This is a genomic window from Burkholderia sp. BCC1638 (assembly GCF_902833195.1).
Lineage (GTDB): Bacteria > Pseudomonadota > Gammaproteobacteria > Burkholderiales > Burkholderiaceae > Burkholderia > Burkholderia diffusa.
This window is the reverse complement of record NZ_CADFEC010000001.1, coordinates 1-23,684: the sequence shown is the minus strand read 5'-3', so window position 1 is coordinate 23,684 and position 23,684 is coordinate 1. Positions and strand designations below refer to the sequence as shown.

25 protein-coding genes and 3 pseudogenes are annotated in these 23,684 nt (G+C 67.0%); 15 read left to right on the top strand and 13 right to left on the bottom strand.

Annotated features, from left to right (window positions below):
* Positions 1–7 precede the first annotated feature (7 nt).
* The 4 genes from cpaB to HWX22_RS31770 all read right to left on the bottom strand — a co-directional run bounded on the left by cpaB (position 8) and on the right by HWX22_RS31770 (position 2,533).
* Positions 8–1,048: a Flp pilus assembly protein CpaB gene (gene cpaB / locus HWX22_RS00125; protein ID WP_175906369.1), complete on the bottom strand. Its 1,041-nt coding sequence runs from the start codon at positions 1,046–1,048 to the stop codon at positions 8–10.
* 20 nt (positions 1,049–1,068) lie between these two features.
* On the bottom strand, positions 1,069–1,548 hold the full coding sequence (locus HWX22_RS00120; RefSeq protein ID WP_175906371.1) for a prepilin peptidase: 480 nt from the start codon (positions 1,546–1,548) through the stop codon (positions 1,069–1,071).
* 88 nt (positions 1,549–1,636) lie between these two features.
* Entirely contained in the window at positions 1,637–1,819 is a 183-nt protein-coding gene (locus HWX22_RS00115; RefSeq protein WP_044843866.1) for a Flp family type IVb pilin, read from the bottom strand.
* Positions 1,820–2,155: 336 nt separating this feature from the next.
* On the bottom strand, positions 2,156–2,533 hold the full coding sequence (locus tag HWX22_RS31770; RefSeq protein WP_175980754.1) for a hypothetical protein: 378 nt from the start codon (positions 2,531–2,533) through the stop codon (positions 2,156–2,158).
* A 39-nt stretch (positions 2,534–2,572) separates the two neighbouring features.
* On the opposite strand from HWX22_RS31770, the gene HWX22_RS00110 reads away from it, so the two are divergent.
* The 6 genes from HWX22_RS00110 to HWX22_RS00085 all read left to right on the top strand — a co-directional run bounded on the left by HWX22_RS00110 (position 2,573) and on the right by HWX22_RS00085 (position 8,489).
* Entirely contained in the window at positions 2,573–3,655 is a 1,083-nt protein-coding gene (locus tag HWX22_RS00110) for an ABC transporter substrate-binding protein (protein ID WP_175906372.1), read from the top strand.
* Between the two features lie 15 nt (positions 3,656–3,670).
* Positions 3,671–4,510, top strand: coding sequence for an ABC transporter permease (locus HWX22_RS00105; protein WP_175906375.1), 840 nt, complete (start codon positions 3,671–3,673; stop codon positions 4,508–4,510).
* Positions 4,511–4,532: 22 nt separating this feature from the next.
* On the top strand, positions 4,533–5,357 hold the full coding sequence (locus tag HWX22_RS00100) for an ABC transporter permease (protein WP_175906377.1): 825 nt from the start codon (positions 4,533–4,535) through the stop codon (positions 5,355–5,357).
* A 35-nt stretch (positions 5,358–5,392) separates the two neighbouring features.
* Positions 5,393–6,250: an ABC transporter ATP-binding protein gene (locus tag HWX22_RS00095; RefSeq protein WP_175906379.1), complete on the top strand. Its 858-nt coding sequence runs from the start codon at positions 5,393–5,395 to the stop codon at positions 6,248–6,250.
* 163 nt (positions 6,251–6,413) lie between these two features.
* On the top strand, positions 6,414–7,370 hold the full coding sequence (locus HWX22_RS00090; protein ID WP_175906381.1) for a TauD/TfdA family dioxygenase: 957 nt from the start codon (positions 6,414–6,416) through the stop codon (positions 7,368–7,370).
* Between the two features lie 171 nt (positions 7,371–7,541).
* Positions 7,542–8,489 carry a TauD/TfdA family dioxygenase gene (locus HWX22_RS00085; RefSeq protein ID WP_175914779.1) on the top strand — a complete coding sequence of 316 codons (948 nt, stop codon included), beginning with the start codon at positions 7,542–7,544 and terminating at the stop codon, positions 8,487–8,489.
* Between the two features lie 43 nt (positions 8,490–8,532).
* Here the strand turns inward: HWX22_RS00085 and HWX22_RS00080 are convergent, their stop codons facing one another.
* Complete coding sequence (locus tag HWX22_RS00080) at positions 8,533–10,194, bottom strand: ABC transporter substrate-binding protein (RefSeq protein ID WP_175914778.1); 1,662 nt, start codon at positions 10,192–10,194, stop codon at positions 8,533–8,535.
* A 361-nt stretch (positions 10,195–10,555) separates the two neighbouring features.
* Between HWX22_RS00080 and HWX22_RS00075 the strand changes: the two genes are divergently transcribed.
* Positions 10,556–10,963, top strand: coding sequence for a DUF427 domain-containing protein (locus HWX22_RS00075; protein ID WP_175906386.1), 408 nt, complete (start codon positions 10,556–10,558; stop codon positions 10,961–10,963).
* A gap of 209 nt (positions 10,964–11,172) precedes the next feature.
* A complete protein-coding gene (locus tag HWX22_RS00070; protein WP_175914777.1) occupies positions 11,173–12,165 on the top strand; it encodes a sulfonate ABC transporter substrate-binding protein in 993 nt (330 codons plus the stop codon).
* Between the two features lie 20 nt (positions 12,166–12,185).
* Here HWX22_RS00070 and HWX22_RS00065 read toward each other — a convergent pair whose 3' ends face one another.
* Entirely contained in the window at positions 12,186–12,770 is a 585-nt protein-coding gene (locus tag HWX22_RS00065; protein ID WP_175906862.1) for a putative glycolipid-binding domain-containing protein, read from the bottom strand.
* A 30-nt stretch (positions 12,771–12,800) separates the two neighbouring features.
* Here HWX22_RS00065 and HWX22_RS32330 point away from each other — a divergent pair.
* Positions 12,801–12,914 (top strand): annotated as a pseudogene (locus tag HWX22_RS32330) (LysR family transcriptional regulator); the annotation flags it as partial.
* Between the two features lie 13 nt (positions 12,915–12,927).
* On the opposite strand, the gene HWX22_RS00060 reads toward HWX22_RS32330, so the two are convergent.
* The 3 genes from HWX22_RS00060 to HWX22_RS00050 form a co-directional block, all read right to left on the bottom strand.
* The gene (locus tag HWX22_RS00060; RefSeq protein ID WP_175906391.1) at positions 12,928–14,085 is read right to left on the bottom strand and encodes an iron-containing alcohol dehydrogenase; all 1,158 of its coding nucleotides are present in this window, start codon (positions 14,083–14,085) and stop codon (positions 12,928–12,930) included.
* Entirely contained in the window at positions 14,082–14,417 is a 336-nt protein-coding gene (locus HWX22_RS00055) for a putative quinol monooxygenase (RefSeq protein ID WP_175906393.1), read from the bottom strand. The genes HWX22_RS00060 and HWX22_RS00055 overlap by 4 nt, the downstream gene beginning before the upstream one ends.
* 176 nt (positions 14,418–14,593) lie before the next feature.
* Positions 14,594–15,310: an SDR family oxidoreductase gene (locus HWX22_RS00050; RefSeq protein ID WP_175906395.1), complete on the bottom strand. Its 717-nt coding sequence runs from the start codon at positions 15,308–15,310 to the stop codon at positions 14,594–14,596.
* A gap of 133 nt (positions 15,311–15,443) precedes the next feature.
* Here HWX22_RS00050 and HWX22_RS00045 point away from each other — a divergent pair, with 133 nt between their 5' ends.
* The 4 genes from HWX22_RS00045 (at position 15,444) to HWX22_RS00030 (ending at position 18,774) form a co-directional block, all read left to right on the top strand.
* Positions 15,444–16,439 carry a LysR family transcriptional regulator gene (locus HWX22_RS00045; protein ID WP_175906863.1) on the top strand — a complete coding sequence of 332 codons (996 nt, stop codon included), beginning with the start codon at positions 15,444–15,446 and terminating at the stop codon, positions 16,437–16,439.
* A gap of 36 nt (positions 16,440–16,475) precedes the next feature.
* Positions 16,476–17,864 (top strand): uracil-xanthine permease family protein, encoded by a 1,389-nt coding sequence (locus tag HWX22_RS00040; RefSeq protein ID WP_059818823.1) that lies wholly within the window; start codon positions 16,476–16,478, stop codon positions 17,862–17,864.
* 98 nt (positions 17,865–17,962) lie between these two features.
* Positions 17,963–18,385, top strand: a complete 423-nt coding sequence (locus HWX22_RS00035) for an NUDIX hydrolase (RefSeq protein ID WP_175906397.1) — start codon at positions 17,963–17,965, stop codon at positions 18,383–18,385.
* Between the two features lie 86 nt (positions 18,386–18,471).
* Positions 18,472–18,774 (top strand): hydrogenase maturation factor, encoded by a 303-nt coding sequence (locus HWX22_RS00030; protein WP_175906399.1) that lies wholly within the window; start codon positions 18,472–18,474, stop codon positions 18,772–18,774.
* A gap of 48 nt (positions 18,775–18,822) precedes the next feature.
* Here HWX22_RS00030 and HWX22_RS00025 read toward each other — a convergent pair whose 3' ends face one another.
* Positions 18,823–19,035 (bottom strand): hypothetical protein, encoded by a 213-nt coding sequence (locus tag HWX22_RS00025; protein ID WP_059524815.1) that lies wholly within the window; start codon positions 19,033–19,035, stop codon positions 18,823–18,825.
* Between the two features lie 366 nt (positions 19,036–19,401).
* Between HWX22_RS00025 and HWX22_RS00020 the strand changes: the two genes are divergently transcribed.
* Complete coding sequence (locus HWX22_RS00020) at positions 19,402–20,562, top strand: DUF4382 domain-containing protein (protein WP_175914776.1); 1,161 nt, start codon at positions 19,402–19,404, stop codon at positions 20,560–20,562.
* Positions 20,563–21,085: 523 nt separating this feature from the next.
* Here the strand turns inward: HWX22_RS00020 and HWX22_RS00015 are convergent.
* The 3 genes and pseudogenes from HWX22_RS00015 to HWX22_RS00010 form a co-directional block, all read right to left on the bottom strand.
* A complete protein-coding gene (locus HWX22_RS00015; RefSeq protein ID WP_059699963.1) occupies positions 21,086–21,664 on the bottom strand; it encodes a DUF4337 domain-containing protein in 579 nt (192 codons plus the stop codon).
* 559 nt (positions 21,665–22,223) lie between these two features.
* A pseudogene (locus tag HWX22_RS31870) lies at positions 22,224–22,322 on the bottom strand (LysR family transcriptional regulator); the annotation flags it as partial.
* 22 nt (positions 22,323–22,344) lie between these two features.
* Positions 22,345–22,443 (bottom strand): annotated as a pseudogene (locus HWX22_RS00010) (4Fe-4S dicluster domain-containing protein); the annotation flags it as partial.
* Between the two features lie 246 nt (positions 22,444–22,689).
* On the opposite strand from HWX22_RS00010, the gene HWX22_RS00005 reads away from it, so the two are divergent.
* Positions 22,690–22,989 (top strand): H-NS histone family protein, encoded by a 300-nt coding sequence (locus tag HWX22_RS00005; RefSeq protein WP_175914775.1) that lies wholly within the window; start codon positions 22,690–22,692, stop codon positions 22,987–22,989.
* Positions 22,990–23,684 lie beyond the last annotated feature (695 nt).

The following is a 23,684-nucleotide window of genomic DNA, read 5'->3' as shown; positions in this document are numbered from 1 at the left end:
CATGCCGTCACTGCGGCACGGCCGCGCGCGGCGCTTGCGCCGTCGCGTCCGCGGCAGCATTCCCGCCCGCGGGCGCAGCCGGCGCAACCGGCATGCCTGGCGTGCCTGACATAGCCGGCCACCCGGACGGCAGCGGCGGCAAGCCCGGCGTGCCGATGCCGCCGCCGCGCGACCCGTCGTCGACCGACGAGCCGCGATAGATCACGACCGTGTTGCCCTGCACCGTCGGCCGCGTGCCGCCGTCCGTTCTCCCGGACGGCGCCCGCGCCGCGTCACGGGCCGCGCGCGACACGTCGCCGGCCCACACCGGCGGCGTATCGGGCTCCTGTTCGTCGCCGCCCGCCGCCTGGCGGCGATCGCTCGTCGCGAAGCTGCGCAACGCCAGCGACAGCGAGCCGAGGCGCGTCGCGACCAGCACGACCTGAGCGGTGCGCGGCGCGACCTCGAGCGTGACCGTGCGCGCGCGGACCGGCGCGTCCGGTGCGCTCGCGGGTGTCTTCGCACGCTGGAATTCCGAGCCGACCGCGAGCACGCGCGCGCGCCGCACGACAGTCTCCGCTTCGAACGTGCCGGGCGTCGTCGCGGACCCGCCGATCTCCTGCGTGAGCACCACGTCGACGAAGTCGCCCGGCTGGATCAGCCCCGCGTTGCCCGACACGTCGTCGACCGGCACCGAGATCGCGCGCATGCCGGGCTGCAGCGCGGCCGCGAGAAAATCCGGCGCGCCGGCCGCAATCACGTTGTCCGCACGGATCGGCGCACCGGCGTCGACACGGTTGCGCAGCAGCGCGCCCTTCAGGTCCGCGCCCGGTTGCGACTCGACGAACGCACCGGCCGGCACCTGCGTGCGCGGCATGCGCTTCCACGCGAGATCGTTATCGCGCAGCAGCAGCCCTTCGGGCAGGTCCGCCGCCGCGACGCGCACACTCACCTCGGCCGCTTCGCCGGGCGCGGAAGGCGTCGACGCGGAGACATACAGCTGACGCAGGATGAACGCGCCGATCGCGGCAGCGATGATCAGCACGGCCATTCTCAGGGGTTTGGGCATGGCGGCGTGCGTCCCCCGGTCTAGGTAAGCGAAACCGCGTGAGGAAACGGCGCCCAGACGGCCAGCATGCCGCCGAGCGCGAGCGCGATGCCGTACGGCACGCCGCGCGGCGCGATCGCACGTGCCGGCGCGGTGTGACGCCGCCATGCAACGGCCGCGAGCGCGGCGACGCCATACAGGGCGCCGCTCGCGGCGACGAGCGTCAGCACCGGGAACGCGAGCGTCGGGCCGGCCCACAGGAACACCGCCGCCGCCAGCTTCACGTCGCCGCCGCCCATCCAGCCCGCGTGACGCAAGCCGGCGAACAGCAGCAGCATCGCCGCGGCGGTCGCCACGTGACCGGCGAGTTGCGCGAGCCCGTCGCGCGCGAGTGCCGCCGCGATCAAATACAGCATCGCGAACGCCAGCACGGCGCGATTGGACAAGCGCCGCTCGCGCAGGTCCTGCGTCGCGAGCGACACCAGCACGAGCGTCGCCGCCGACTGTACGAGAAAGAGCATCGGAGAGCCGTCCGTCGGCGCGCCCCGGCTGGATACGTCGTACCGCTGCGGATCCGTGTGTCCGCCGACGGCGCGCGGGTTCAGGAGATCAGATCAACGCCGTGACCTTGTTGATCAGTGCGGTGAACACGGCCGGCAAGCCGCCGGACGTGCTGCTGAGAATCACCCCGACCGCCGCCAGCGCGACCACGACGATACCGGCCAGAACCGCATATTCGAGCGAGCTGACACCACGTTCATCGCGCAGCAAGGTCTTGACGTATTGCAGCATGACAACCTCCGTGTGGCGGGGTCGGTGATCGACCGTTGAATGTAATGACGCGGTGTTGCACGGGGTGGTGCGCACGGCGTTCGCCCATTCGTGACTCATGCGGCGGCCCCGGCATCGGACCGTGCGCATTCCCCGGAATCCATTCGATCGCTGCAACGCGTGGTGTGCGGCGGCGGCATTGGCCGCTACATTCGCGCGTTTGTGGCGAGCCGCATTGACACGATGCGGAACACGCCGATTCGTCTAGGGTATATACAATTTTTTGGGCGAATTCAAATAATTTGGCGTCGGAATGCATTTATGAGCGGAGCGCTTCAGCGATGAAATACGCGCACGTCATTTACCGCTTTTCCATCGTGGCGCGGCAGGCCGGTCATGGCTCGGAGTAAGAATGTTAATGCCCGGCCGCATCATTGCCGCCGGCGTTAACTTCGATGGTTTTTTATTCAGTTTTTCGATATGCCGCGCGCTTCGCATTGACGAATTCAGAACAAACTCCCGCGTGCGTTGCCCGGCAATCCTTTCGTGCATTCCAGCGCGATCCGGAAAATATTGCACGCGCCGATCGGCTGCGGGATCGGTGCTCGGCGTTGGCGCGATTCGACATTTCCAAGTGGCGCCACGCGTGATTTGCCAACCGGAAACGCGGCGATAAGCATAGTTCAAATCGTTGCTTGTCCCGCGCCGGCGGCGTCCTCCAGAATGGTTCGACATCCTCCGGCCCGATTTCCACTCCTCGCCATCCGACGCGCCATGATCGACCGATTCCCGTCCCCCCTGCGCCTGCTGCGATCGTTGCTGATCGCGTCCCTCGTCGCGTTCCCCGCTGTCGCCGCGCACGCCGACAAGCCCGCCACCATCCGCATCGGCGTCGCCCAGCAGGGCGCCGGCGATCCGCAGACCTTCGGCGGGTCGAGCGCGGCCACCGCGCAATTGCAGCAACTGGTCGAAAAGGAGTTCGCGACCGACGGCATCAAGGTGCAGTGGCTGTTCTTCAAGGGCGCCGGCCCGGCCGTCAACGAGGCGATCGCCAACAAGGCGCTCGACTTTGCCTACCAGGGCGACCTGCCGGCGGTGCTCGCACGCTCGAACGGAATCAGGACGCGCCTGCTGCTCGCCGCGAGCGTGCGCTCGGGCGTGAAGATCGCGGTGCCGCCGGACTCCGCGATCCGCTCGATCGCCGACCTGAAGGACCGCCGCGTATCGATCTTCCGGGGCACGAACCTGCAGCTCGTCGCCGACAATGCACTCGCGAAGAACGGCCTCGGCGAACGCGACCTGCGCGTGATCAACCTCGATTCGGCGAGTTCGCTTGCCGCGCTCGCGTCGAAGGGTATCGATGCATCGGTCGGCGACTATCAGTTGTACAAACTGCGCGACGCGGGGCTTGCGAAGATCATCTACGAATCGCAGAACGACGGCCCGCAGTTCACGCGCCAGACCCACCTGCTCGTGCTCGACGACTTCGAGCGCGCGCATCCGGACATCGTGCAGCGTGTCGTCGACGCGCTGGTCAAGGGCGCGCAATGGTCGTCCGATGAAGCGAACCGCGACGCGTTGTTCAAGCTCTGGGCGAAAAGCGGCGTGCCGTATGCGTCGTGGCAGGCCGACTTTGCGAACCAGCGCCTGAAGGACCGCCTGTCGCCGCTGATCGATCCATTCCTCGTCGCGCGCTACAAGGCCGTCGCGCAGGACGCGCTGAAGCTGAAACTGATCCGCCAGCCGGTCGACGTCGACGGCTGGTTCGAACCGAAGTATCTCGACAACGCGTTGCGCGCGCAGCACCTCGAGCACTACTGGCCGCGCTACGACGCGTCCGGCAAGCCCCTCTCCTGACCCGGACCGGCCCCGATGAGCGACACCGCGATCCCGATTCCGTCGTCCGACCCGCCTGCGCTCGCGGCGCAGTCCCGCGCGGCGGCCGTGAAGCGCGTGGCGTGGCGGCTCGCGCCGTGGGCGCTGCCCGCACTGCTGTTCGCGCTGTGGAGCGTCGGCAGCGCGCGCGGCTGGATCGCGCCGCAGATCCTGCCGCCGCCCGAACAGGTCGCCGACTCGCTCGCGGAACTCGCCGCCAGCGGCGATCTCGCGCGCCATACGCTGATCAGCCTGCAGCGCGTGCTGGTCGGCTTCGCGGCCGGCACGCTGCTCGGTTTCGCGACCGGTGCGGCACTCGGCCTGTCGCGCGCGCTGGAAGCCTACGTGCTGCCCGGCTTCAACGCGCTCGTGCAGATTCCCGTGCTCGGCTGGCTGCCGTTCCTGCTGCTGCTCGTCGGCGTCGGCGAGCCGCTGAAGTACCTGCTGATCGCGCATGCGGCACTCGTCCCCGTGACGATGAGCACGCTGCAGGGTTTCCGCCAGACGCCGCCTGTGCTCGATGAAGTCGCGCGCGTGTTCGGCTATACGCGCCGCCAGCGCATCGCCCACGTCGTGCTGCCCGCCGCGATCCCGACGCTCGCGACCGGTGTACGACTCGCCTTCACGAAATCCTGGCTCGCGCTCGTCGTCGTCGAACTCGTCGCATCGTCCGAAGGGCTCGGCTACCTGATCGTGTACGGGCGCCAGCTGTTCCAGCTCGACCTCGTGATGGCGGCGGTGATTGTCGTCGGCGCGGTCGGCCTCGCAATCAACCGGCTGCTCGACGCGCTCGAAGCACGGCTGCGCCGTGGCGTGCCGTCCGCGTTCCGCGGCTGAACCCGATCCAAGGATGCCGCTCATGCCGCCTGCCGCCACGTCGATACCCGACGCCTCGTCGCCCGCCGTCTCGACCGCCCGGCGCTTTCCCGTGCCCGACTGGCGCGGTTTCGTCCTGCCACTCGGCGCGTTCGCGCTCTGGTGGGCCGTCTCGTCCGCGCATCTCGTCAAAAGCGGGCTGCTGGTCGGCCCCACCGACGTGCTGCACACGGCGTGGGCCCAGACGACCAGCGGTGCGCTGGCGCGCGCGCTGTCGGCTTCGCTCGCGCGCGAAGCGTGCGGCTTCGCGATCGGCGCGACCGGCGGCCTGCTGCTCGGCGCCGCGCTCGGCCTGTCGCGCATCGCTGCGCGGGTGGTCGGCCCGAGCTTCGACACGTTCAAGCAGATCTCGCTGTTCGCGTGGATTCCGCTGATTTCCGTCTGGTTCGGCCTCGGCGACGCCGCCAAGGTCGTGTTCCTGTCACTCGCCGCGCTTCTGCCGGTCGCCACGCATACGTGCGACGGCATTCATGCAGTGCCGCGCGCGTATGTCGACGTGGCCCGCGCGCTGCGCTATTCGCGGCTTCAGCTGGTGCGTTACGTGCTCCTGCCCGCCGCGCTGCCATCGATCTTCACCGGGCTGTATCTCGGCCTCATCTACTCGTGGCTCGCGACGCTCGGCGCCGAGTACCTGCTCGTCGCGGGCAGCGGGATCGGCAACACGCTGATCGACGGCAGCGAGCAGTTCCGGATGGACCTCGTGCTGTTCGGAATCATCGTCGTCGGCGTGACCGGCTGGGCGCTGAACGCGATCGCGCGTGCGGTCGAACGCAAGGTGCTGGCCCGGCGCGGCGAGCTGCGCCGCTGATCGCCCTCCTTCTTCCTGTCGCTTCCTTCTCCGCCATGACGAACCTCGCTTCCGATTCGCTCGATATCCTCCACGTGAGCAAGCGCTATGCGCAACGCGGCGCGACGCTTGCAGTGCTCGACGACGTGTCGCTGCACGTGCGTGCCGGCGAATTCGTCACGATCGTCGGCGCGAGCGGCTGCGGCAAGTCGACGTTGCTGCGGTTGATCGCCGGGCTCGACACCGACTACGCGGGCGAAATCCGCGCCGGGGACGAACCGGTGCGCGACACGTCGCTGCAGCGCGGGATCGTGTTCCAGGATCACCGGCTGTTCCCGTGGCTGACGGTCGCGCAGAACGTCGAGGCCGCGCTGCGCAATGCGCCGCTCGACGCCGCGAGCAAGCGACGCGCAGTGGCCGAGCACATCGCGCTCGTCGGGCTGAACGGCTTCGAGCATGCGTACCCGAACCAGTTGTCGGGCGGGATGGCGCAGCGCGTCGCGATCGCACGCGGCCTCGTCAACCGGCCGCGTGTGCTGCTGCTCGACGAGCCGTTCGGCGCACTCGATGCACAGACGCGCGCGCGAATGCAGAACGAACTACTGCGCATCTGGGAGCAGGAACGCATCACGATGGTGCTCGTCACGCACGACGTCGACGAAGCCGTCTATCTCGGCGATCGCGTCGTCACGATGGCGCCGCGCCCCGGGCGCATCGAGCGCATCGTCGACGTCGCGCTGCCGCGACCGCGCCGACGCGATTCGCCGGAATTCGCGCGGCTGCGCGACACGGTGCTCGCCGATTTCGACGATCGTGCACCGCCGGGTGGCGGCGATGGTGGCGATGGCGGTCGGGCAAGGCGCGTCGATGCGCCCGATGCGCACCGGATCGGCGAATGGCGGCTCGCGTGGTGACACGGTCGCGCCGCATGACCCGACACCGTGCCCGAATTGCTCAGCATGACGACACATATCGATCATCGCGGCGCGCGCTAAGGATGTGACGATTCATCGGTTCCGGTTCCGCGCGATCCCTGCTTGAATGGAGACTCGACCGATCCGATCCAGGAGACTCCCGATGTCCGAAGTCCAGCACGCCGCTCACCCGTCATCGCATGCTTCGCACGCCGCCGCACCGCGCACGGCCGCCGTCCCGCTTCAGGTTCGCCAGGTCGCCGGCCGGATCGGCGCCGAGATCGCCGGGGTCCGGCTGTCCGGCGCGCTCGACGACGCGACGTTCGACGCGATCCAGGCCGCGCTGCTGCGCCACAAGGTGCTGTTCTTCCGCAACCAGGGCCATCTCGACGACACGGCGCAGGAAGCCTTCGCCCGCCGCTTCGGCGATATCGTCGCGCACCCGACCGTGCCGTCCGTCGACGGCAGCGCGCACCTGCTCGAACTCGATTCCGCGCACGGCGCGCGCGCCAATTCGTGGCACACCGACGTGACCTTCGTCGACGCGTATCCGAAGGTGTCGATCCTGCGCGCGGTCGTGATCCCGCCATTCGGCGGCGACACGGTGTGGGCCAACACGGCCGCCGCGTACACGCATCTGCCCGAATCGCTGCGCGCGCTCGCCGACACGCTGTCGGCAGTGCATACGAACGCTTACGACTACGCGTCGACGCACGTGCATGCCGACGACACGCAACTGAAGCGCTACCGCGAAGTGTTCACGTCGACCGTCTACGAAACCGAACACCCGGTCGTGCGCGTGCATCCGGAGACCGGCGAACGCACGCTCGTGCTCGGGCACTTCGTGCAGAAGATCAAGGGGCTGTCGTCGCAGGATTCCGCGCATCTGCTGCAGGTGCTGCACGAACACGTGACGCGCCTCGAGAACACCGTGCGCTGGAACTGGCAGCAAGGCGACGTCGCGATCTGGGACAACCGCGCGACGCAGCACTATGCGATCAACGATTACGGCGATGCGCACCGCGTCGTGCGTCGCGCGACCGTTCACGGCGACGTGCCGGTCGGCGTCGACGGCCGCCGCAGCGTCGTGCTGAAGGGGCCCGGCGCGACGCTGCAATGACGTTCGCCGCGCGCGGCGGCGACTTCGGCCGCCGCCGTGCCGCCCCCTTCCAGCATTCCCGCATTGCCGACCGGAGGATCCGACCATGACGTTTCCGCCACCGGGCCGACGCTTGCATGCGCAACGATGTCGCCGGCCGTCCACCCCGTTCACTTCCGCCAGGAGCGTCGCATGAGCGCCCTACCCGAACCCGCCGCCCAGCCGGTCGACGTGATCCCGCTGTCCGCCCACATCGGCGCGGAGATTCGCGGCATCGACCTCACCCAGCCGTTGACCACGCCGCAGATCGCCGCGATTCGCGCCGCGCTGCTGAAATGGCGCGTGATTTTCTTCCGCGAGCAATTCCTCACGCACGAGCAGCATGTCGCGTTCTCCGCGCAGTTCGGCGAGCCGACCGTCGGCCATCCGGTGTTCGGGCACGTCGACGATCACCCGGCCGTCTATTCGATCGCGAAGCATCGCAAGGCGACGCGCTTCGAAGGCGAGCCGGTGCGCCGGCCGTGGACGGGCTGGCACACCGACGTGACGGCCGCGGTCAATCCGCCGTGGGCGTCGATCCTGCGCGGCGTGACGATTCCGCCGTACGGCGGCGACACGCACTGGACCAACCTCGTGCGTGCGTACGAGACGCTGTCGGCGCCGCTGCGCGGCTTCGTCGACGGCTTGCGCGGCATCCACCGCTTCACGCCGCCGGCCGGTGCGCGCGCGACCGGCGCATTCGATGAAGCCGTCGAGCGCCGCCCGCTCGTGACCGAGCATCCGCTGGTGCGCGTGCATCCGGAGACCGGCGAACGTGCGCTGTACGTGAGCCCGAGTTTCCTGAAGTCGATCGTCGGGCTGACGCCGCGCGAGAGCCAGGCGTTGCTCGAACTGCTGTGGGAGCACGTGACGCGGCCGGAATTCACGATCCGCTTCAAGTGGGAGCCACGCAGCATCGCGTTCTGGGACAACCGCGCGACCGCGCATCTCGCGCCGGTCGACATCTTCGATCTCGACTTCGATCGCCAGCTCTATCGCACGACGCTCGTCGGCGACGTGCCGGTCGGCCCCGACGGCCGGTCATCCGTCGCGCTCGAAGGCTCGCCGGTCGAAGCAGCGGCCGCGGTCGCACTGAACTGATTGTCGCGTCGACAGCCGGCGCACGCGCGCCGGCCTGCCTTCCTCAATCCAGCCAGACGCCGTCGAACCGGTGCCCGCCGAGCGGCGAGAACGTCACCCCGTGCACGCGCTTCGAGATCGGCAGCGACACGATCGATGTCGCGATCGGCGTGAACGGCACCTGACTCTTGAATACGACCTGGGCCTGCTCGTAAAGCGACGTGCGTTTCGCGACGTCCGCGTTCGTGCGCGCCGCATCGACGAGCCGCTCGAAATCCGCGTTGCACCACTTCGCGAGGTTGCTGCCGTGCACGGCGTCGCAGCCGAGCAACGTGCCGAGCCAGTTGTCGGGATCGCCGTTGTCGCCCGACCAGCCGTACAGGATCGCGTCGTGCTGCCCGTCGCGTTTCGCGCGGCGGTTGTACTCGCCCCACTCGTAGCTGACGATCTTCGCGCGCACGCCGATCCTCGCCCAGTCCTGCTGGATCAGTTGCGCCATCAGCTGCGCGTTCGGGTTGTACGGGCGCTGCACCGGCATCGCCCACAGCGTCAGGTCGAAACCGTTCGGGAATCCTGCTTGCGCGAGCAGCGCCTTCGCCGCGGCCGGATCGCGCGGCGCGTCCTTCAGGCGCGGGTTGTACGACCATTGCGCGGGCGGCATCGGGTTCGTCGCGATCGTCGCGTCGCCGTTGAACACAGTCTTGATGATCGCCGTCTTGTCGATCGCGATGTCGAGTGCGCGCCGCACGTCGACGCGATCGAGCGGCGGATGCTGCGTGTTGTACGCGACGAAGCCGACGTTGAAGCCCGTCCCCGAAAACAGCGTCAGCTTCGGATCGCGCCGCACCGTCTCGAGATCGGCCGGCCGCGGAAACACCGACACCTGGCACTCGCCCGCCGTGAGCTTCTGCAGGCGCACGGCCGGATCGGGTGTGATCGCGAACACGAGATGCGCGAGCTTCACGTCGTCCGGCTTCCAGTAGTCGGGGTTCGCGTCGTAACGGATCGTCGCGTCCTTCTGGTACGCGCGCAGTTGGAACGGCCCCGTGCCGACCGGGAACTGGTTGATGTCGGCCTCGCGATGGCTTGCCGTCAACTGCGACGCGTATTCGGCCGACAGGATCGACGCGAACGCCATCGCGAGATTGCGCACGAACACGACGTCGGGCGACTTCAGCACGAAGCGCACCGTGTCGTCATCGATTTTCTCGATACGCTCGATGTTGCGGTCGAATCCGAGATCGCTGAAGTACGGGAAGCTGACCGGATAGGCCTTGCGGAACGGATCGTCGGGGTCGAGCATCCGGCGGAACGTGAACACGACGTCGTCCGCCTGGAATGGCCGCGTCGGCTTGAACCACGCGGTCGTCTGGAACTTCACGCCGCGCCGCAGGTGAAACGTGTAGACGCGCTGGTCGGACGACACGTCCCAGCTCGCCGCGAGCGACGGCGCGAGATCGAGCGTGCCGCGTTTGAACTGCACGAGCCCGTTGTAGATCGTGTACGTGCTCGCGTCGAAATCGGTGCTGGTCGTGTGCTGGCCGGGGTCGAAGCCGGCCGGGCTGCCTTCGCTGCAGAACACGAGCGTCTTGCCGGCCGGCGCCGCGAACGCGTGCGTGACCGCGCCGGCGAGGAGCAGCGACGCGGCCATGCCGCGCAGCGCTGCAACGGCAACGGATGCGGGCCGCGCGCGATGCGCTGAGAACAAAACGAATGGAATCTTCATGGTGGCGATCGAGAAAGGACTGTCATGCGAATGACGACCGCCGATCTTCGCGCGCCGCCCGCCGATCGCTTACCAATTAATTCCGCGTTGCTTATCGCGGCGGATGCATCGCGCTGCCGCTGCATGAAAATGTCCGCACGAGCGTCGGGGCATGCCGGCGAATTCCGGCTGCCAAGCGCCACCGCTCCGCGTCATGCAGCGACGCCGTTCGCGGTCCGCCTTCCGGCCCCCTGCAGGTTCTCCGGAATTGGCGCATCGTATCGGTTGGTCAACGCCGGCACCGGCGCGCGCGCATTCGCCCGCGCGCACGTTGCGGCGCGGCGTGCCTGCCGGCGCGCTGCCCCTTCCTGGAGGACCCACGATGTCGATCAGCCCCGATACGCCCTCTCGTCCCGTGAAGTCGCCGGGCCCCGATCATCCGATCACGATCGAACCGCATCCGTCGCGCGTGGTGGTCAAGGTGGCCGGCAAGGTCGTCGCCGATACGCGCCACGCGCTGGCGCTGCGCGAGGCCAGCTATCCGGCCGTGCTGTACGTTCCGCGCGAGGACGCCGACATTGCGCTGCTGCAACGCACCGACCATGCGACGTACTGCCCGTACAAGGGCGATTGCGCGTATTACTCGATTCCCGCCGGCGGCGAACGCGCGACCAACGCGGTGTGGACGTACGAGCATCCGAACCCGGCCGTCGAATCGATTCGCGCGCACCTCGCGTTCTACCCGGATCGCGTCGACTCGATCGAGGAAAGCCCGCTCGGCACCGATTGAGTGCGGCGGCGCCTGCCGGCCCGTCGTTCACGTATCGTCCGGCCGCTGATTTGCATATGCGGATTCATTGGTTGGCCGCCGATTCGCGCGGCCGTATCGTCGTGCATCCGGCGCGGGCCGGCCGCGCGCAGCTTGCGCATCCGGCTGCGTCCCGTGCCGATCGCGCCGCAAGCGCGCGCGACCCGTGAACCCGCCAGCAGGACGCCTCGATGAACGACGAATCACACGCAGACGTTGAAACGACCCCGGCAAATCCGCGCCGCCGCCAGTGGCTGCACGGCGCGGCCGCCGGACTGGCCGGGCTCGCGCTCGGCCCGCTCGCGGGCACGCCCGCACTGGCGCAGGGCAGCGAGAAGCGGCTGCGCGTCGGCTTCCAGAAATACGGCAACTTCGTCGTGCTCAAGGCGCGCGGCACGCTCGAGAAGCGGCTCGCGATCCAGGGCGTGACGGTCCAGTGGCTCGAGTTCCCGGCCGGCCCGCAATTGCTCGAGGGGCTGAACGCGGGCGCGATCGACGTCGGCACGGTCGGCGAAACGCCGCCGATCTTCGCGCAGGCCGCGGGCGTCGATTTCGTCTATCTCGGCAACGAACCGCCCGCGCCGCACGGCGAGGCGATCGTCGTGCTGCCCGATTCGCCGATCCGCACCGTCGCGCAGTTGCGCGGCAAGAAGGTCGCGTTCAACAAGGGGTCGAACGTCCACTATCTGCTCGTGAAGGCGCTGGAACATGCGGGCCTCACGTATGCCGACATCCAGCCGATCTATTTGACGCCCGCCGACGCGCGCGCCGCGTTCGTGCAGCGCAGTGTCGACGCGTGGGTGATCTGGGATCCGTATCTGGCGGCCGCCGAACGGCAGCTCGGCGCACGCGTGATCGCGAACGGCGACGGGCTCGTGCGCAACACGCAGTACTACCTCGCCGCGCGCAAATATGCCGCCGCGCAACCGCAGGTGCTGCGCACGCTGCTCGACGAAGTCGACGCGGTCGATCGCTGGGGACGCGACCACGTTCCGGAAGTCGCCGCGCAACTGTCGCCGCTCGTCGGCCTCGACGCGCCGACGCTCGAAGTCGCGCTCAAGCGCGCCGGCTACGGCGTGCAGCCCGTCACCGATGCGACGCTCGCGTATCAGCAGAGCATCGCCGACGCGTTCAGCGCGCTGAAGCTGATTCCCGGCAAGGTGACGGTCGCCAACGCGCGCTGACGCGCCGTCGCTGCGCCGCGTTACGGCGAACGCGTCGCGCCGATGCGCCGCCACTCGTCGTAATCGGTGACGAGGCCCGCATCGTCGACCGCGATATCAGCCGCATACGTGCCGCTCTCGTAGCGGTAAACGTGCTTCGCCGTGCGCGCATAGCGCTGCTCGCCGCGCACGATCTCGAACGCCGGAAAACGCAGCCAGGCCGTGTGAATGACGGCCGACGCGCCGACCGCCAGCCCGAGACGCCGGATCGGCAGCGTGTTGGTCGACGGACTGAAGCCGAGATCGATGTCGGTCGCGCCCGCGAGGGCCGGTGCGTCGACGCCGTCGATCGTCCAGCGCGCCGCGTCGCGTTCGATTGCGAGCTGCCGTGGCGGCGCTGCGCCGAGCCAGTACGCCACGTGCGCCGATCGCGTCAGCCAGTCGGCGCCGCACGCGATCGCATAGTCGACGCGAAACGGCGTGCCGTCGATCGCGCCCGCGACCGCGCCCGACAGGTCGATGCCCGCATGCGTCTCGACGAGCCGGCACCATTCGGCCGCCTGCCAGGTCTGCGTGTTCTGCCACGCGACGCATCGCGTGCGCGCTGCTTCGTCCCGTTGCGTCATGTCGCCTCCCGTCGGTTGCATGAGCCTTTGATCCAGACGGTGACGGCGACGCGCCACCGACGCCCGATGTTCGACACGATCCTGGCCGGCGGCGGCATCGGCGTCGTGCAGGCACCGGCCTGCGGCAATGCGCTCGCGCACGGCAAGCGCGTCGCGATCACCACGCCTGCCGATAGATCGCCAGCGCGTCGGCTTCCGTGACTTCGCGCGGATTGTTCACGAGCAGGCGCGTCTGCAGCATCGCGTCCGACGCCATCCTCGGCAGGTCGCCCTCGCCGACGCCGACCTCGCGCAGCGTGCGCGGAATGCCCGTCGCGACGATCAGGTGATCGATCTCGTCGATCAACGCCTGCGTTCTCGCTTCGTCGCTACCCGTCGCCGATGGCGCGACGATCGCCGCGAGTTCGGCATACAGCGGTGCGGCAGCCGGCGCGTTGAAGCGCAGCACATGCGGCAGCACGAGCGCGTTCGACAGCCCGTGCGGCACGTGGAAAATGCCGCCGACCGGATAGGCCAGCGCATGCACGGCCGCGACCGGCGCGTTCGCGAATGCCTGGCCGGCGAACATCGCGCCGACCAGCATCGCTTCGCGCGCGTGGCGATCGCCGCCGTCGTCGCATGCCTTCAGCAGGTTGCGCGACAGCAGCGTCAGTGCCTGCACGGCCAGCATGTCGGACACCGGATTCTTGAGCCGCGACGACGTATACGCCTCGATCGCATGCACCATCGCGTCGATGCCGGTCGCGGCCGTGGCCGCGCGCGGCAGCCCGAGTGTCAGCTCGGCGTCGAGGATCGCGACGTCCGCGAACAGGTGCGGCGACACGACGCCCATCTTGCGCGCCTCGCCGACCGTGACGATCGACACGGCCGTCACTTCGGAGCCGGTGCCGGCCGTCGTCGGTATCTGCACGAGCGGCAGCCGCGACGTCGCAACCTTGTCGACGCCGTACATGTCGGCCAGCGCCTGCCGCCCCGGCGCGAGCACCGCGATCAGCTTCGCGACGTCCATCGACGAACCGCCGCCGAGGCCGAGCACGATTTCCGCATCGGCCGCCACCGCCCGCGCGGTCGCTTCGAGCACGACGTGCTCGGGCGGATCGGCGATCACGTCGTCGATCACGGTCACCTGCCAGCCGTGCGCGGCGAGGCTCTCCAGCGCGGGCGCGAGCACGCCGCTGCGATGCAGGAACGCATCGGTGACGACGCACAGCCGCGCGAGCGCCGGAAAGCGTTCGCGCAACAGCGCGCCGAGCCGGCGAGCAGCGCCGAATTCGACGATCTGCGTCGGAACGGTACGGAATTGAAACGGGTTCATCGGGTGCCTCCCGGTGGCGTCGCCGTGCCGGTGTCCGGCTGCACCATGTAGCGCGTCACGTCGCGGCGATCGAGCAACGGAAAGATCGCACCGACTCCGATCCGCTGGAAATGCGGCGTTTCCCGATGCACGTCGAGGCCGTCGGCCTCGCGATAGCGCTCGAGGATCACGATGTGGTCGGGATCGACCGGCGACCGGAAGTATTCATAGTCGAGGTTTTTCGGCTCGGTGCGCGTGGCCGGCGCGAGTTCGGCCAGCAGTTCGATCACGCGGTCGCCGTTGCCGGGTGTCGCGAAGAAATGCGCGATGACCTGCAGGTAAGGTTCGTTCATGCTGCGCTCCGTATTCGCCAGCGGCCCGTCATGACGGGCCGTCATTCCACCATGCGCGATTGCGCGCCGAAAGTGGCGGTCGGCGGCCCGACGCGGTGCCGACGCCCCGACGTCGCATTGTATTGAATCGGCGCCGCGTGCGCAGCGCATCGTCACGCGCCCCGCTGCGCCGGCCGCTACCACGGCACGGTATGCCCCTGGTAATCGAGGTATTCGAGCCCGGCGCGCCGTTGCTTCCCGATCAACACGTTCACGAGGCTCGGCACGCTTTCGTCGATCGTCAATCGCGCATCGGGCCCGCCGAGTTCCGTGCGGACCCAGCCCGGCGCCATCAGCACCATCGCGCGCGGCGTGCCGGCCTGGCGCGCTGCGAAACTGCGCATGAACTGGTTCAGCGCGGCCTTGCTGCCACGGTAGACCTCGCGCATGCCGCTCACGTTGTTCGCGACGCTTCCCTGCCCCGACGACATCGCGCCGATCAGGCCATCCGGGGTCACGAGATCCTGCAGCGCCTCGATCACGCGCATCGGCGCCAGCGCATTCGTGATCATCACGCGCACGAATTCGTCGGTCGTGACGTCGCCGATCGTTTCGTTCGGGTCGTTGGTCGTGCCGGCGTTCACGAACAGCATGTCGAAGCGCCGGCCCGACAAACGCGCACGCAGTGCGGCCAATTGTTCCGGCGCGCAGATATCGAGCGTCTCGATCTCGAGCCGTCCGTCGAAGCGTTCGGCGAGCGCGTGCAGCTGCGTGCGCGCCGGTGCCGCGCGCACGGTTCCGGTGACGTGCCAGCCCTTGTTCAGGAATTGTTCCGCCATCGCGAGCCCGAGGCCGCGCGAGGCCGCGACGAGCAGGATCGACGGTGTCCTGGGGTTCGATACGGTCGATTGCATGGATTTCACCTTTGCCGGAGTTCGTCATCCGGCCACTATAGGCGCGCACCATCACATGCACCAGACGCACCAAACTCAACCAATAGTTGCGTTGAACGCCCTGTCATGCCGTGCGATGTCGTATGCTGTCCGGATGGAAGACATCGACCTGAACCTCGTCGCCGCGCTCGACGTGCTGCTGACCGAAGGGAGCGTGACCGGCGCCGCGCGCCGGCTCGGACTGAGCACCTCCGCGATGAGCCGCACGCTCACGCGACTGCGCACCACCACGGGCGATCCACTGCTCGTGCGTGCCGGACGCCGGCTCGTGCCGACGCCGCACGCATCGGCATTGCGCGATCGCGTGCACGCCATCGCGAGCGACGCGCGTGCCGTGCTTCGTCCGGCCTCGGCCGACGTCGACATGGCCACGCTGTCGTCCACGTTCACCATCCGGGCGGCCGCGTCGTTCATGGACATGCTCGCCGGCCCGGTGGTCGCCACGATCGGCGACATCGCAACCGGCGTGCGCGTGCGTTTCGTCGCCAGGCTCGACCGCGATCCGGGGCCGCTGCGCGACGGCACGGTCGACCTGGAAATCGGCAAGCGCGGCGACGACGCGCCCGAGCTGCACACGCGCGAGCTCTTTCACGACGGACACGTCGCGGTGGCGCGCGCCGGGCATCCGCTGTTCGCGGCGGCCAGGATCACGCCTGCGCGCTACGCGGCCTGCCGTCACGTGATCGCATCGCAGCTCGGCGACTTCGGCGGGCCGGCGAACGATCCGGCAGACACGCTCGCGCCCGCTCACATCGTGCAGGTCGTGGTGCCCGGCTACCCCGATGCAATGCGCGTCGCGGCCGGCACCGACCTGATTGCGCTCGTGCCGCGCTCGAGCCTCGGCAACGCCTTCACGCCGGGGCTCGTGGACGCACTGGGGCTGCGCAGCTTCGCGATACCGGTCCGGCTGCCCGAGATCCTGATCTCCGCGCTCTGGCATCCGCGGATGCAGCGCGATCCCGTGCATCGCCGTCTGCGCGAGGCCGTCATCGACGTGTGCAAACGCGCGTATCCGGCGGCCCGCGCACCGCGCGCACCGAAGCGCGGCCATTGCAACGCGCCCGACGGCGCCGGCGGGCCCTTCGGCTAAAATGCCGCACTTTCCATCCTGTCCGGCCCGCTCGCCATGCAACCCGCCTCCCCCGCCCGATCCGCCTCCCACGGTGCCGACGACGCAGATTCGTCGCGCGACCTCGTCTATGGCCCCAATGACCGGCCTGCGCCGATGGTCGCCTTCGTCGCGGCGCTCCAGCACCTGCTGGCGATCATCGTGCCGATCGTCACGCCCGGCCTGCTGATCTGCCAGGCGCTCGGCGTATCGAGCCGCGATACGACCCTTATCGTGTCGATGTCGCTGGTGATTTCCGGTATCGCGACCTTCGTGCAGTGCAAGCGCTTCGGTCCGCTCGGCGCCGGCCTCCTGATCGTGCAGGGCACCAGCTTCAACTTCGTCGGCCCGCTGATCGCCGGCGGCAGCGTGATGGTCAAGCAGGGCACGCCGGTCGAGACCGTGATGGCCGCGATCTTCGGCGTCGTGATCGCCGGTTCGTTCGTCGAGATGGGCGTGTCGCGCATCCTGCCGTTCGTGAAGCGCCTGATCACGCCGCTCGTCACCGGCATCGTCGTGCTGCTGATCGGCCTCACGCTGATCAAGGTCGGCCTCATCAGCATGGGCGGCGGCTACGGCGCGATGGCCAACGGCACGTTCGCGAGCGCCCAGAACCTGACGCTGTCGTGCCTCGTGCTCGGCACGATCATCCTGCTGAACCGCGTGCCGATCGTGTGGGTGCGCAGCACCGCGCTCGTGATCGCGCTCGCGATCGGCTATGCCGCGGCCGCGGTGCTCGGCCGCCTGGACTTCACGGGCGTGCATCAGGCCGCGGTGTTCCAGGTCCCGACGCCGCTGCACTTCGGCATCGGTTTCTCGTGGTCGCTGTTCGTGCCGATGCTGATCATCTACCTCGTCACGTCGCTCGAGGCGATCGGCGACGTCACCGCCACCAGCAAGATCTCGAAGGAGCCGGTCGAGGGGCCGGTGTGGATGCAGCGGATCAAGGGCGGCGTGCTCGTGAACGGCGCGAACTCGCTGCTGGCCGGCGTGTTCAACACGTTCCCGAGCTCCGTGTTCGCGCAGAACAACGGCGTGATCCAGATTACCGGCGTCGCGAGCCGCTACGTCGGCATCTGGATCGCGGGCATGCTCGTGGTGCTCGGCCTGTTCCCGGTCGTCGCGGGCGCGCTGCAGGCCGTGCCCGAGCCCGTGCTCGGCGGTGCGGCGATGGTGATGTTCGGCGCGGTGGCCGCATCGGGCATCAACATCCTGTCCGGCATCCAGCTCGATCGCCGCGCGCTGCTGATCATCGCGGTGTCGCTCGCGCTCGGCCTCGGCGTGTCGCAAGTGCCGGACATCCTGAACAGCCTGCCGCATGCGTTGAAGAACGTGCTGGAATCGGGCGTCGCGACGGGCGGCATCTGCGCGCTCGTGATGAACTGGTTCTTGCCGGAACAGAAGTAACGCTACGCACTCCATGACGACGCGGCCCGACCGACGGGCCGCGTCGCGCTCGGCGGCTCCGGCTTGGCCGGGCGCCCGAGTCTCGCTAGAATCGGGGCATGCCTCAAGCCCCCGTCTCCACCAATGCGCCGGAAGCCAGTGCGGTCCTCGTCAAGGAACGCGCGACCGTCGTCTGCTACCGCGAACAACAGGTCTTGCTCGTTGCGCGCGTTTCGTCGCGCTGGGCGCTGCCCGGCGGCACGATCAAGCGCAGCGAAACGCCGCTCGAGGCCGCACATCGGGAACTGCTGGAAGAAACCGGCATCGTCGGCCAGAACCTCGTCTATTCGATGCAGTTCACCGGGCTCGCGAAGGTGCACCACGTGTTCTTCGCGGAAGTCGGCCCGGAGCACAAGGCCCAGGCGAGCAACGAGATCGAGAAGTGCAAGTGGTTTCGCATCGACAACGTCGATGCGCTGCGCGCGAGCATCCCGACGAAGCGCATCGTCGAGCTCGTCTACCGGCACGAAATCCTCAAGTAGGTAGACACCCCACCCCCACCGGCTCGCACGAGCCGATATCATGCGCCCACGGTCCGTCGTCGCGTTCCCTTTCGAGCGAGCTGCAGATGAACAGTGCGTACACCTACCGCGGATACACCATCGATGTCCGCTGCGAATTCCGGCTCGACGAACCGCGCGACCACGCGCCGCCACCCGCCACGCTTCGGTTCGGGTTCGTGGCGGTCGTGCAGGTTCGCGCGGCCGGCAGTGCGCCGCGCCTGCTGGCGCCGGTCCGGCTCGGCGACGACGGCGGCCGCCTGTTCGACGACACCCTCAACGCGCTGCGCGCCGGCCGGGCGGCCGGCGAAATCATCGTCGACGACCTGTTGGTCGATTCCGGCTCCACCGACGGGCGCGCGCATTCCTGAGCCGGCAATTGGGCCGGAGCGTTCTGCGCGGAGACGGTGCCCCGACGCTCAGTTCAGGCGTTTTCGTCGTAGTTCGTGCGTGGAATAGACGACGAGGAAGATCCCCAGCATCGCGACGCCGGATGCCATGAAGTCGTTTGCGGTTCCCATGCTGTTCAGCGACTTCGGGAAAATGCCGAGACTCAGTCCCGCGGCAGCCAGGAGCACGCCTGCCGCCACACCCCATACCGGTCCGGTGGTCTTTTCGATTGTGTTTTTCATACAGCACCCGTCTACAGTTGTTACCTGAACGGGGGCGGCGCATGGCGCTCGCGACTACCGTTCGTGCTTCGACTATAGCGGCGAAATAATCGGGGCGGATTCAGTGCTTTCACCGATCAAGTTTTCGCCGATCGCGAAATGGGCCGTGTTCCGGCGACACTCGTTCTCGCCGATCGGTTCGGAGCATGATTCATTCCCCGCGCGCCGCAATACGTGCCACGGGGTCGCGAATACCGGTGGAGAAGCGCCTCCCCTTACGCTCCGACGCAGAATTTACGGTTCGTTTCAAAGCTGTCCACACTGTGGACGTTCCCCGACGCTATGCTTCGTTGCACCCACAATAATTTCTCGGAGGGGGACAAAACAATGAACAATACATTCTGGAAGGCCGCACTATGTGCGGCAGCGGTGCCGTTCGCGCTTGCAGCGTGCGGCGGCGGCGACGATGGCGGCAGCCCGCAAACCGGCACGCTGCATGTCGCGATGACCGATGCGCCTTCATGCGGCTTCGATCATGTCTTCATTACCGTTTCGCAGGTTCGCGTCAATGCGAACGGGAATGCTTCCGACAACGACGCCGGCTGGTCGACGATCACGCTGGCCACACCGCAGAGGATCGACCTGCTGTCGCTGACCAACGGCGCGCTCGCCGATATCGGGCAGACCGCGCTGCCGGCCGGCCAGTATCAGCAGGTCCGCCTGGTTCTCGCGTCGAACCAGGGCAACAATCTCGCGAACTCGGTCGTCCCGACGGGCGGCTCGGAGCAGGCACTGGCAACGCCGAGCGCAACCCAAAGCGGCTACAAGATCATCCAACCTTTCACGGTTCAACCGAACACGCTCGTCGACCTCGTGCTCGACTTCAACGCGTGCAAGTCGATCGTCCAACGGGGCAACGGCACGTATGCGCTGAAGCCGGTCGTCACCGCGATCCCGACCGTCGTGAGCGGTGCGATCTCCGGTTACGTCGCATCGGCCGAAGCCGGCGCGACCGTGTATGCGGAACAAGGCGGCAAGGTGGTCCGCGGCACGGTTGCCGATGGCACCGGGAAGTTCGTGCTGTCGCCGCTGATCCAGAGCTCGACGCAAGGCAACTACGATGTGGTGGTCGTGCAGAACAACTTCGCGTCTGGCATCGTGCGCTCGGTTCCGGTCGTCGTGAATACGACCACGGCGGTGTCGACGTCGAACGCGCCGATCGCGCTGCCGGCATCGACGATGAGCACGGTCAGCGGCACGGTGACGGCAAGCGCCGACGCGTTCGTGCGGGCACTGCAGACCGTCGATGCAAAAGCGTACGAGATCACGTCGATCAACGCGAACATGGATACGGGCGCGTACGCGCTCAATGTACCCACGGCCGCGCCGATCGTCGGCACTTACTCGGGATCGCTGCCGGTCGCGCTGGCTGCATCGCCGGGCGCCGCGGCACAATATACGATCGAGGCGGACGCAGCGTCGGGCGCAACGCAATCGACGAACGTCAATGCAACGACCAGCCAGTCGAACGTCAATTTCAGTTTCTGACGCATCGACAGCATCATCGAAAGGGCCGCACGGCCCTTTCATCAATAAACGGGAGAACGAAGTGAAGAAAGGAGTTATCGCATTGCTCGCGGCGGCGAGCGTGGTCGGCGCGCTCAGCGGGTGCGTCGCATATGTTCCGGGTCCGCCGGTGGTCGTCGCACCGCAAGGCGGGCCGGGGAACGGGTTCTGCCCGCCCGGACAGGCAAAGAAAGGCAATTGCTGATTGAACGAGGCCCGCGTACGCGGGCCTTTTTTCATGGCCGCTGCAAGACAGACATGGCGTGGGAATGGCGGAAGGCAGCCGACTACAATCACCGCTCGCACCGTACCGCCAGGTAAGCTCCCCTCAATTCGGCGGAAATCGTAGGTCGCGCGTGCGCCGAGACCTCTAGCTACACGCTCTACGGCAGGAACTCCCCAGAACCCTGTCTCGTGCCAATCCTCCGCGATCACCTCTGATGCGCGCGTGACCTCACGCATACACGAGCGCAACACGACTGGACCGTGACGGCATCCCCGTCAATCAAACCCCAAAGAAGGCCAAACCCGCGATCACGATGCCAATCGCGGCCACGCCGATCGACAGACCCTGCATCCATGACCGTCGCGTGAGGATCGTGATCGCCGCTAGTGCAATCGAGATCTGGATGATGGTCGTCGCCTGCGACCATCGATGGTGTCGGTGCATCCGCTCCTCACTCGCCACGTTGTTCTTCTCGACTTCCTTTTCCAGCGCCTCGGCACGTGCCCGGATCGGCTCCTTGTCGGCGCGGTATCTCGCGGCATCCGTCTCGAACCGCTTTCGCTGCGGCGACGTCTCCGGGCTCAACGCCGCACCGAGTTCGGCGAGGTTCTGCTTATTGCCCTTCGCCTGATAGTAGGCCCACTGGTTCGCAGCCTCGGTTTTCCGGATCGCGGCGTCATTCTTGTAGAGCAACGCAAGGCTTTCGTCGGCACCGCTCTGATAGGCAGATATCGCGCCGAAGCAGGCAAGCACGGCCGTCAGCACCGCGATGCGCGACGTACCGTGATCACCATCGTGAGCCGCGTGATGTTCCACCGCATGGTCGTGAGGACCATGAACTTCGTATTCTTCAGACATCCTTGGCACCCGCGTGATACGCGTTCTGTCGGGATAATGCGGCGATTATCCGGCACGAGGGCGATTTCGGGCAACGCCCCGGGCACCGAACGCGTGTGCGTCATAGCAGTGGCCATGTTGCAAGCGCGCAGAGATCATCGTCGCTCGGTCGAAGCCAAGAATTCATCGTTGCAGCCTCGTTCGACACTCGCGCGATTCGCTCGCCGGATAACTGCCCGGCTCGCGGAAGCCGTCAAGAAGATCGGCCAATCGTAGAGCGCCGACATGATACGTGCAGAAAAACCCGCCCCACTTACGAAAAAAGCGCTCCCGATGGTGTAGAGTTAATCAATTGATGTTGCGGTTTGACAACCAATTCTCGTCGTTTTGAGGTGCGAAACGGGCACACGACAGACTTGCCGGCCGGCAATAACACTCAATTCCTGTCGCTTTAATACGCGGATGCTTAAAAAATCGGCGGTCCGCACCTGTTTTCCAAGCTTCCGGGAACCGCCGACGCAACAGAATATTCAGTTTCCCAGGAATTAGCCTGTTCCGCCTGCGTTCACGAAAGCGCGCCCCAGCGCAACCCGAACGACATCGGCACGGCGAGTCGTGCCAGCCCGCGCGGCTGCGCGGCCATCTAGACCGCGGCGCTCTCCGCCTCTGCGGCATGGCGATTACACTCCCGGCCTCTGCGTTTACATGTTTGGACAGTTCGGGCCGCCGCCTTCCGGCGTGACCCACACGATGTTCTGCGTCGCGTCATTGATGTCGCAGGTCTTGCAGTGCACGCAGTTCGGACGAGCTCAACGCCTACCCGAACGCCTTCAAGCAATCGTGGCTGTACTCGGAGCTGTACCGCCGCGCTTCCAGTGGAATTCGAGCCGGAATGGAAACCGGTGGTCCGCCCAGGATTCAAAATCCGGGAACTCGAACGTGTCCGTCGGCCACGGCCACGATTGAGTAATGCGTACCTCTCGATTCGCTCCTTCTCGTAAGTTGAAACCGCTATCATGTGCGCAGCACAACCAGAGGAGGAAAACATGGCAACCTACAAGGAGCTGAAAGCTCAAATGGACGCCTTGGCTGCGAAGACTGAAGCCGCCCGGGTAGCAGAATTCCAATCTGTTGTTGACGACATCCGTGCTAAGGTCACCGAGTACGACATTACCGAGCAGGATATCTTTGGTACGCGTCGCGGCCGGTCGGCAAAGCAGACAACGGCGCCGCTAGAAGCAAAATATCGCGATCCCAAGACCGGCGCAACTTGGTCGGGCCGCGGCCGCGCGCCTGCCTGGATCAAAGATGCCAAGAACCGCAATCGATTCCTGATTCAGGAGTAAGTCACTTCACCCATGACGTGGCTGACCGCGGAAAGGTAATATCCGCGGCAGCCAAAGCACGTGCATAAAGCGCCCGATGAACACACCGGACACAGTCCTGGTTCCGCTACGCTATTGCACACCAGCCGACTGGGTCACGTTCCGTAGCAGGTTGGCGACATTCGCGAGCATTCGCTGAATGGCGCAAATGCGGAGACCTCCGACCTACGTGGACCAAACAATGGCTGAGCACCGTGCCAGTTCAACGTTGGACTGAGCTCGGCCAGAAGCCGTCCTTGACACCATCTGCGCACGTGACTGCTGTGGGTTGCGGGCGGGCGCCCGCCTCACGAAGATGAATATCGGTGCTTGCCTAAACCCGCCATTCGACCGACGCCGCGGCATAAAGCTGCTATGCGACAGAAACTCATCATTCGGACATTTTGACTGAGCTGCCAGCGTAAGCGGCATCTCTCTATCACCGCAATTGATTCAGATCGACGCGGATTCCACCATTCAACGCAACACATCCGCTGAATCGCTCAGGGACGAAAAATCGCCTTGGCGCATCGCGTGGCACACATGCCTCAATGACCTGCCCCCATCAATAGGGCCAATGGGCTTCTAGCAAAGTCCCATTAAACCAACTCCTGGAAAGCGGCAGGAGTATCCGCGGTTGCCCGATGTTTCGCCGCAAACTCTGACGGCGCAAGGTA

What these genes read in the sequence shown, in the direction of transcription:
- cpaB (WP_175906369.1), bottom strand. Translation starts at nt 1,048, where the DNA reads ATGCCCAAACCCCTGAGAATGGCCGTGCTGATCATCGCTGCCGCGATC.
- HWX22_RS00120 (WP_175906371.1), bottom strand. Translation starts at nt 1,548, where the DNA reads ATGCTCTTTCTCGTACAGTCGGCGGCGACGCTCGTGCTGGTGTCGCTC.
- HWX22_RS00115 (WP_044843866.1), bottom strand. Translation starts at nt 1,819, where the DNA reads ATGCTGCAATACGTCAAGACCTTGCTGCGCGATGAACGTGGTGTCAGC.
- HWX22_RS31770 (WP_175980754.1), bottom strand. Translation starts at nt 2,533, where the DNA reads ATGTCGAACCATTCTGGAGGACGCCGCCGGCGCGGGACAAGCAACGAT.
- HWX22_RS00110 (WP_175906372.1), top strand. Translation starts at nt 2,573, where the DNA reads ATGATCGACCGATTCCCGTCCCCCCTGCGCCTGCTGCGATCGTTGCTG.
- HWX22_RS00105 (WP_175906375.1), top strand. Translation starts at nt 3,671, where the DNA reads ATGAGCGACACCGCGATCCCGATTCCGTCGTCCGACCCGCCTGCGCTC.
- HWX22_RS00100 (WP_175906377.1), top strand. Translation starts at nt 4,533, where the DNA reads ATGCCGCCTGCCGCCACGTCGATACCCGACGCCTCGTCGCCCGCCGTC.
- HWX22_RS00095 (WP_175906379.1), top strand. Translation starts at nt 5,393, where the DNA reads ATGACGAACCTCGCTTCCGATTCGCTCGATATCCTCCACGTGAGCAAG.
- HWX22_RS00090 (WP_175906381.1), top strand. Translation starts at nt 6,414, where the DNA reads ATGTCCGAAGTCCAGCACGCCGCTCACCCGTCATCGCATGCTTCGCAC.
- HWX22_RS00085 (WP_175914779.1), top strand. Translation starts at nt 7,542, where the DNA reads ATGAGCGCCCTACCCGAACCCGCCGCCCAGCCGGTCGACGTGATCCCG.
- HWX22_RS00080 (WP_175914778.1), bottom strand. Translation starts at nt 10,194, where the DNA reads ATGAAGATTCCATTCGTTTTGTTCTCAGCGCATCGCGCGCGGCCCGCA.
- HWX22_RS00075 (WP_175906386.1), top strand. Translation starts at nt 10,556, where the DNA reads ATGTCGATCAGCCCCGATACGCCCTCTCGTCCCGTGAAGTCGCCGGGC.
- HWX22_RS00070 (WP_175914777.1), top strand. Translation starts at nt 11,173, where the DNA reads ATGAACGACGAATCACACGCAGACGTTGAAACGACCCCGGCAAATCCG.
- HWX22_RS00065 (WP_175906862.1), bottom strand. Translation starts at nt 12,770, where the DNA reads ATGACGCAACGGGACGAAGCAGCGCGCACGCGATGCGTCGCGTGGCAG.
- HWX22_RS00060 (WP_175906391.1), bottom strand. Translation starts at nt 14,085, where the DNA reads ATGAACCCGTTTCAATTCCGTACCGTTCCGACGCAGATCGTCGAATTC.
- HWX22_RS00055 (WP_175906393.1), bottom strand. Translation starts at nt 14,417, where the DNA reads ATGAACGAACCTTACCTGCAGGTCATCGCGCATTTCTTCGCGACACCC.
- HWX22_RS00050 (WP_175906395.1), bottom strand. Translation starts at nt 15,310, where the DNA reads ATGCAATCGACCGTATCGAACCCCAGGACACCGTCGATCCTGCTCGTC.
- HWX22_RS00045 (WP_175906863.1), top strand. Translation starts at nt 15,444, where the DNA reads ATGGAAGACATCGACCTGAACCTCGTCGCCGCGCTCGACGTGCTGCTG.
- HWX22_RS00040 (WP_059818823.1), top strand. Translation starts at nt 16,476, where the DNA reads ATGCAACCCGCCTCCCCCGCCCGATCCGCCTCCCACGGTGCCGACGAC.
- HWX22_RS00035 (WP_175906397.1), top strand. Translation starts at nt 17,963, where the DNA reads ATGCCTCAAGCCCCCGTCTCCACCAATGCGCCGGAAGCCAGTGCGGTC.
- HWX22_RS00030 (WP_175906399.1), top strand. Translation starts at nt 18,472, where the DNA reads ATGAACAGTGCGTACACCTACCGCGGATACACCATCGATGTCCGCTGC.
- HWX22_RS00025 (WP_059524815.1), bottom strand. Translation starts at nt 19,035, where the DNA reads ATGAAAAACACAATCGAAAAGACCACCGGACCGGTATGGGGTGTGGCG.
- HWX22_RS00020 (WP_175914776.1), top strand. Translation starts at nt 19,402, where the DNA reads ATGAACAATACATTCTGGAAGGCCGCACTATGTGCGGCAGCGGTGCCG.
- HWX22_RS00015 (WP_059699963.1), bottom strand. Translation starts at nt 21,664, where the DNA reads ATGTCTGAAGAATACGAAGTTCATGGTCCTCACGACCATGCGGTGGAA.
- HWX22_RS00005 (WP_175914775.1), top strand. Translation starts at nt 22,690, where the DNA reads ATGGCAACCTACAAGGAGCTGAAAGCTCAAATGGACGCCTTGGCTGCG.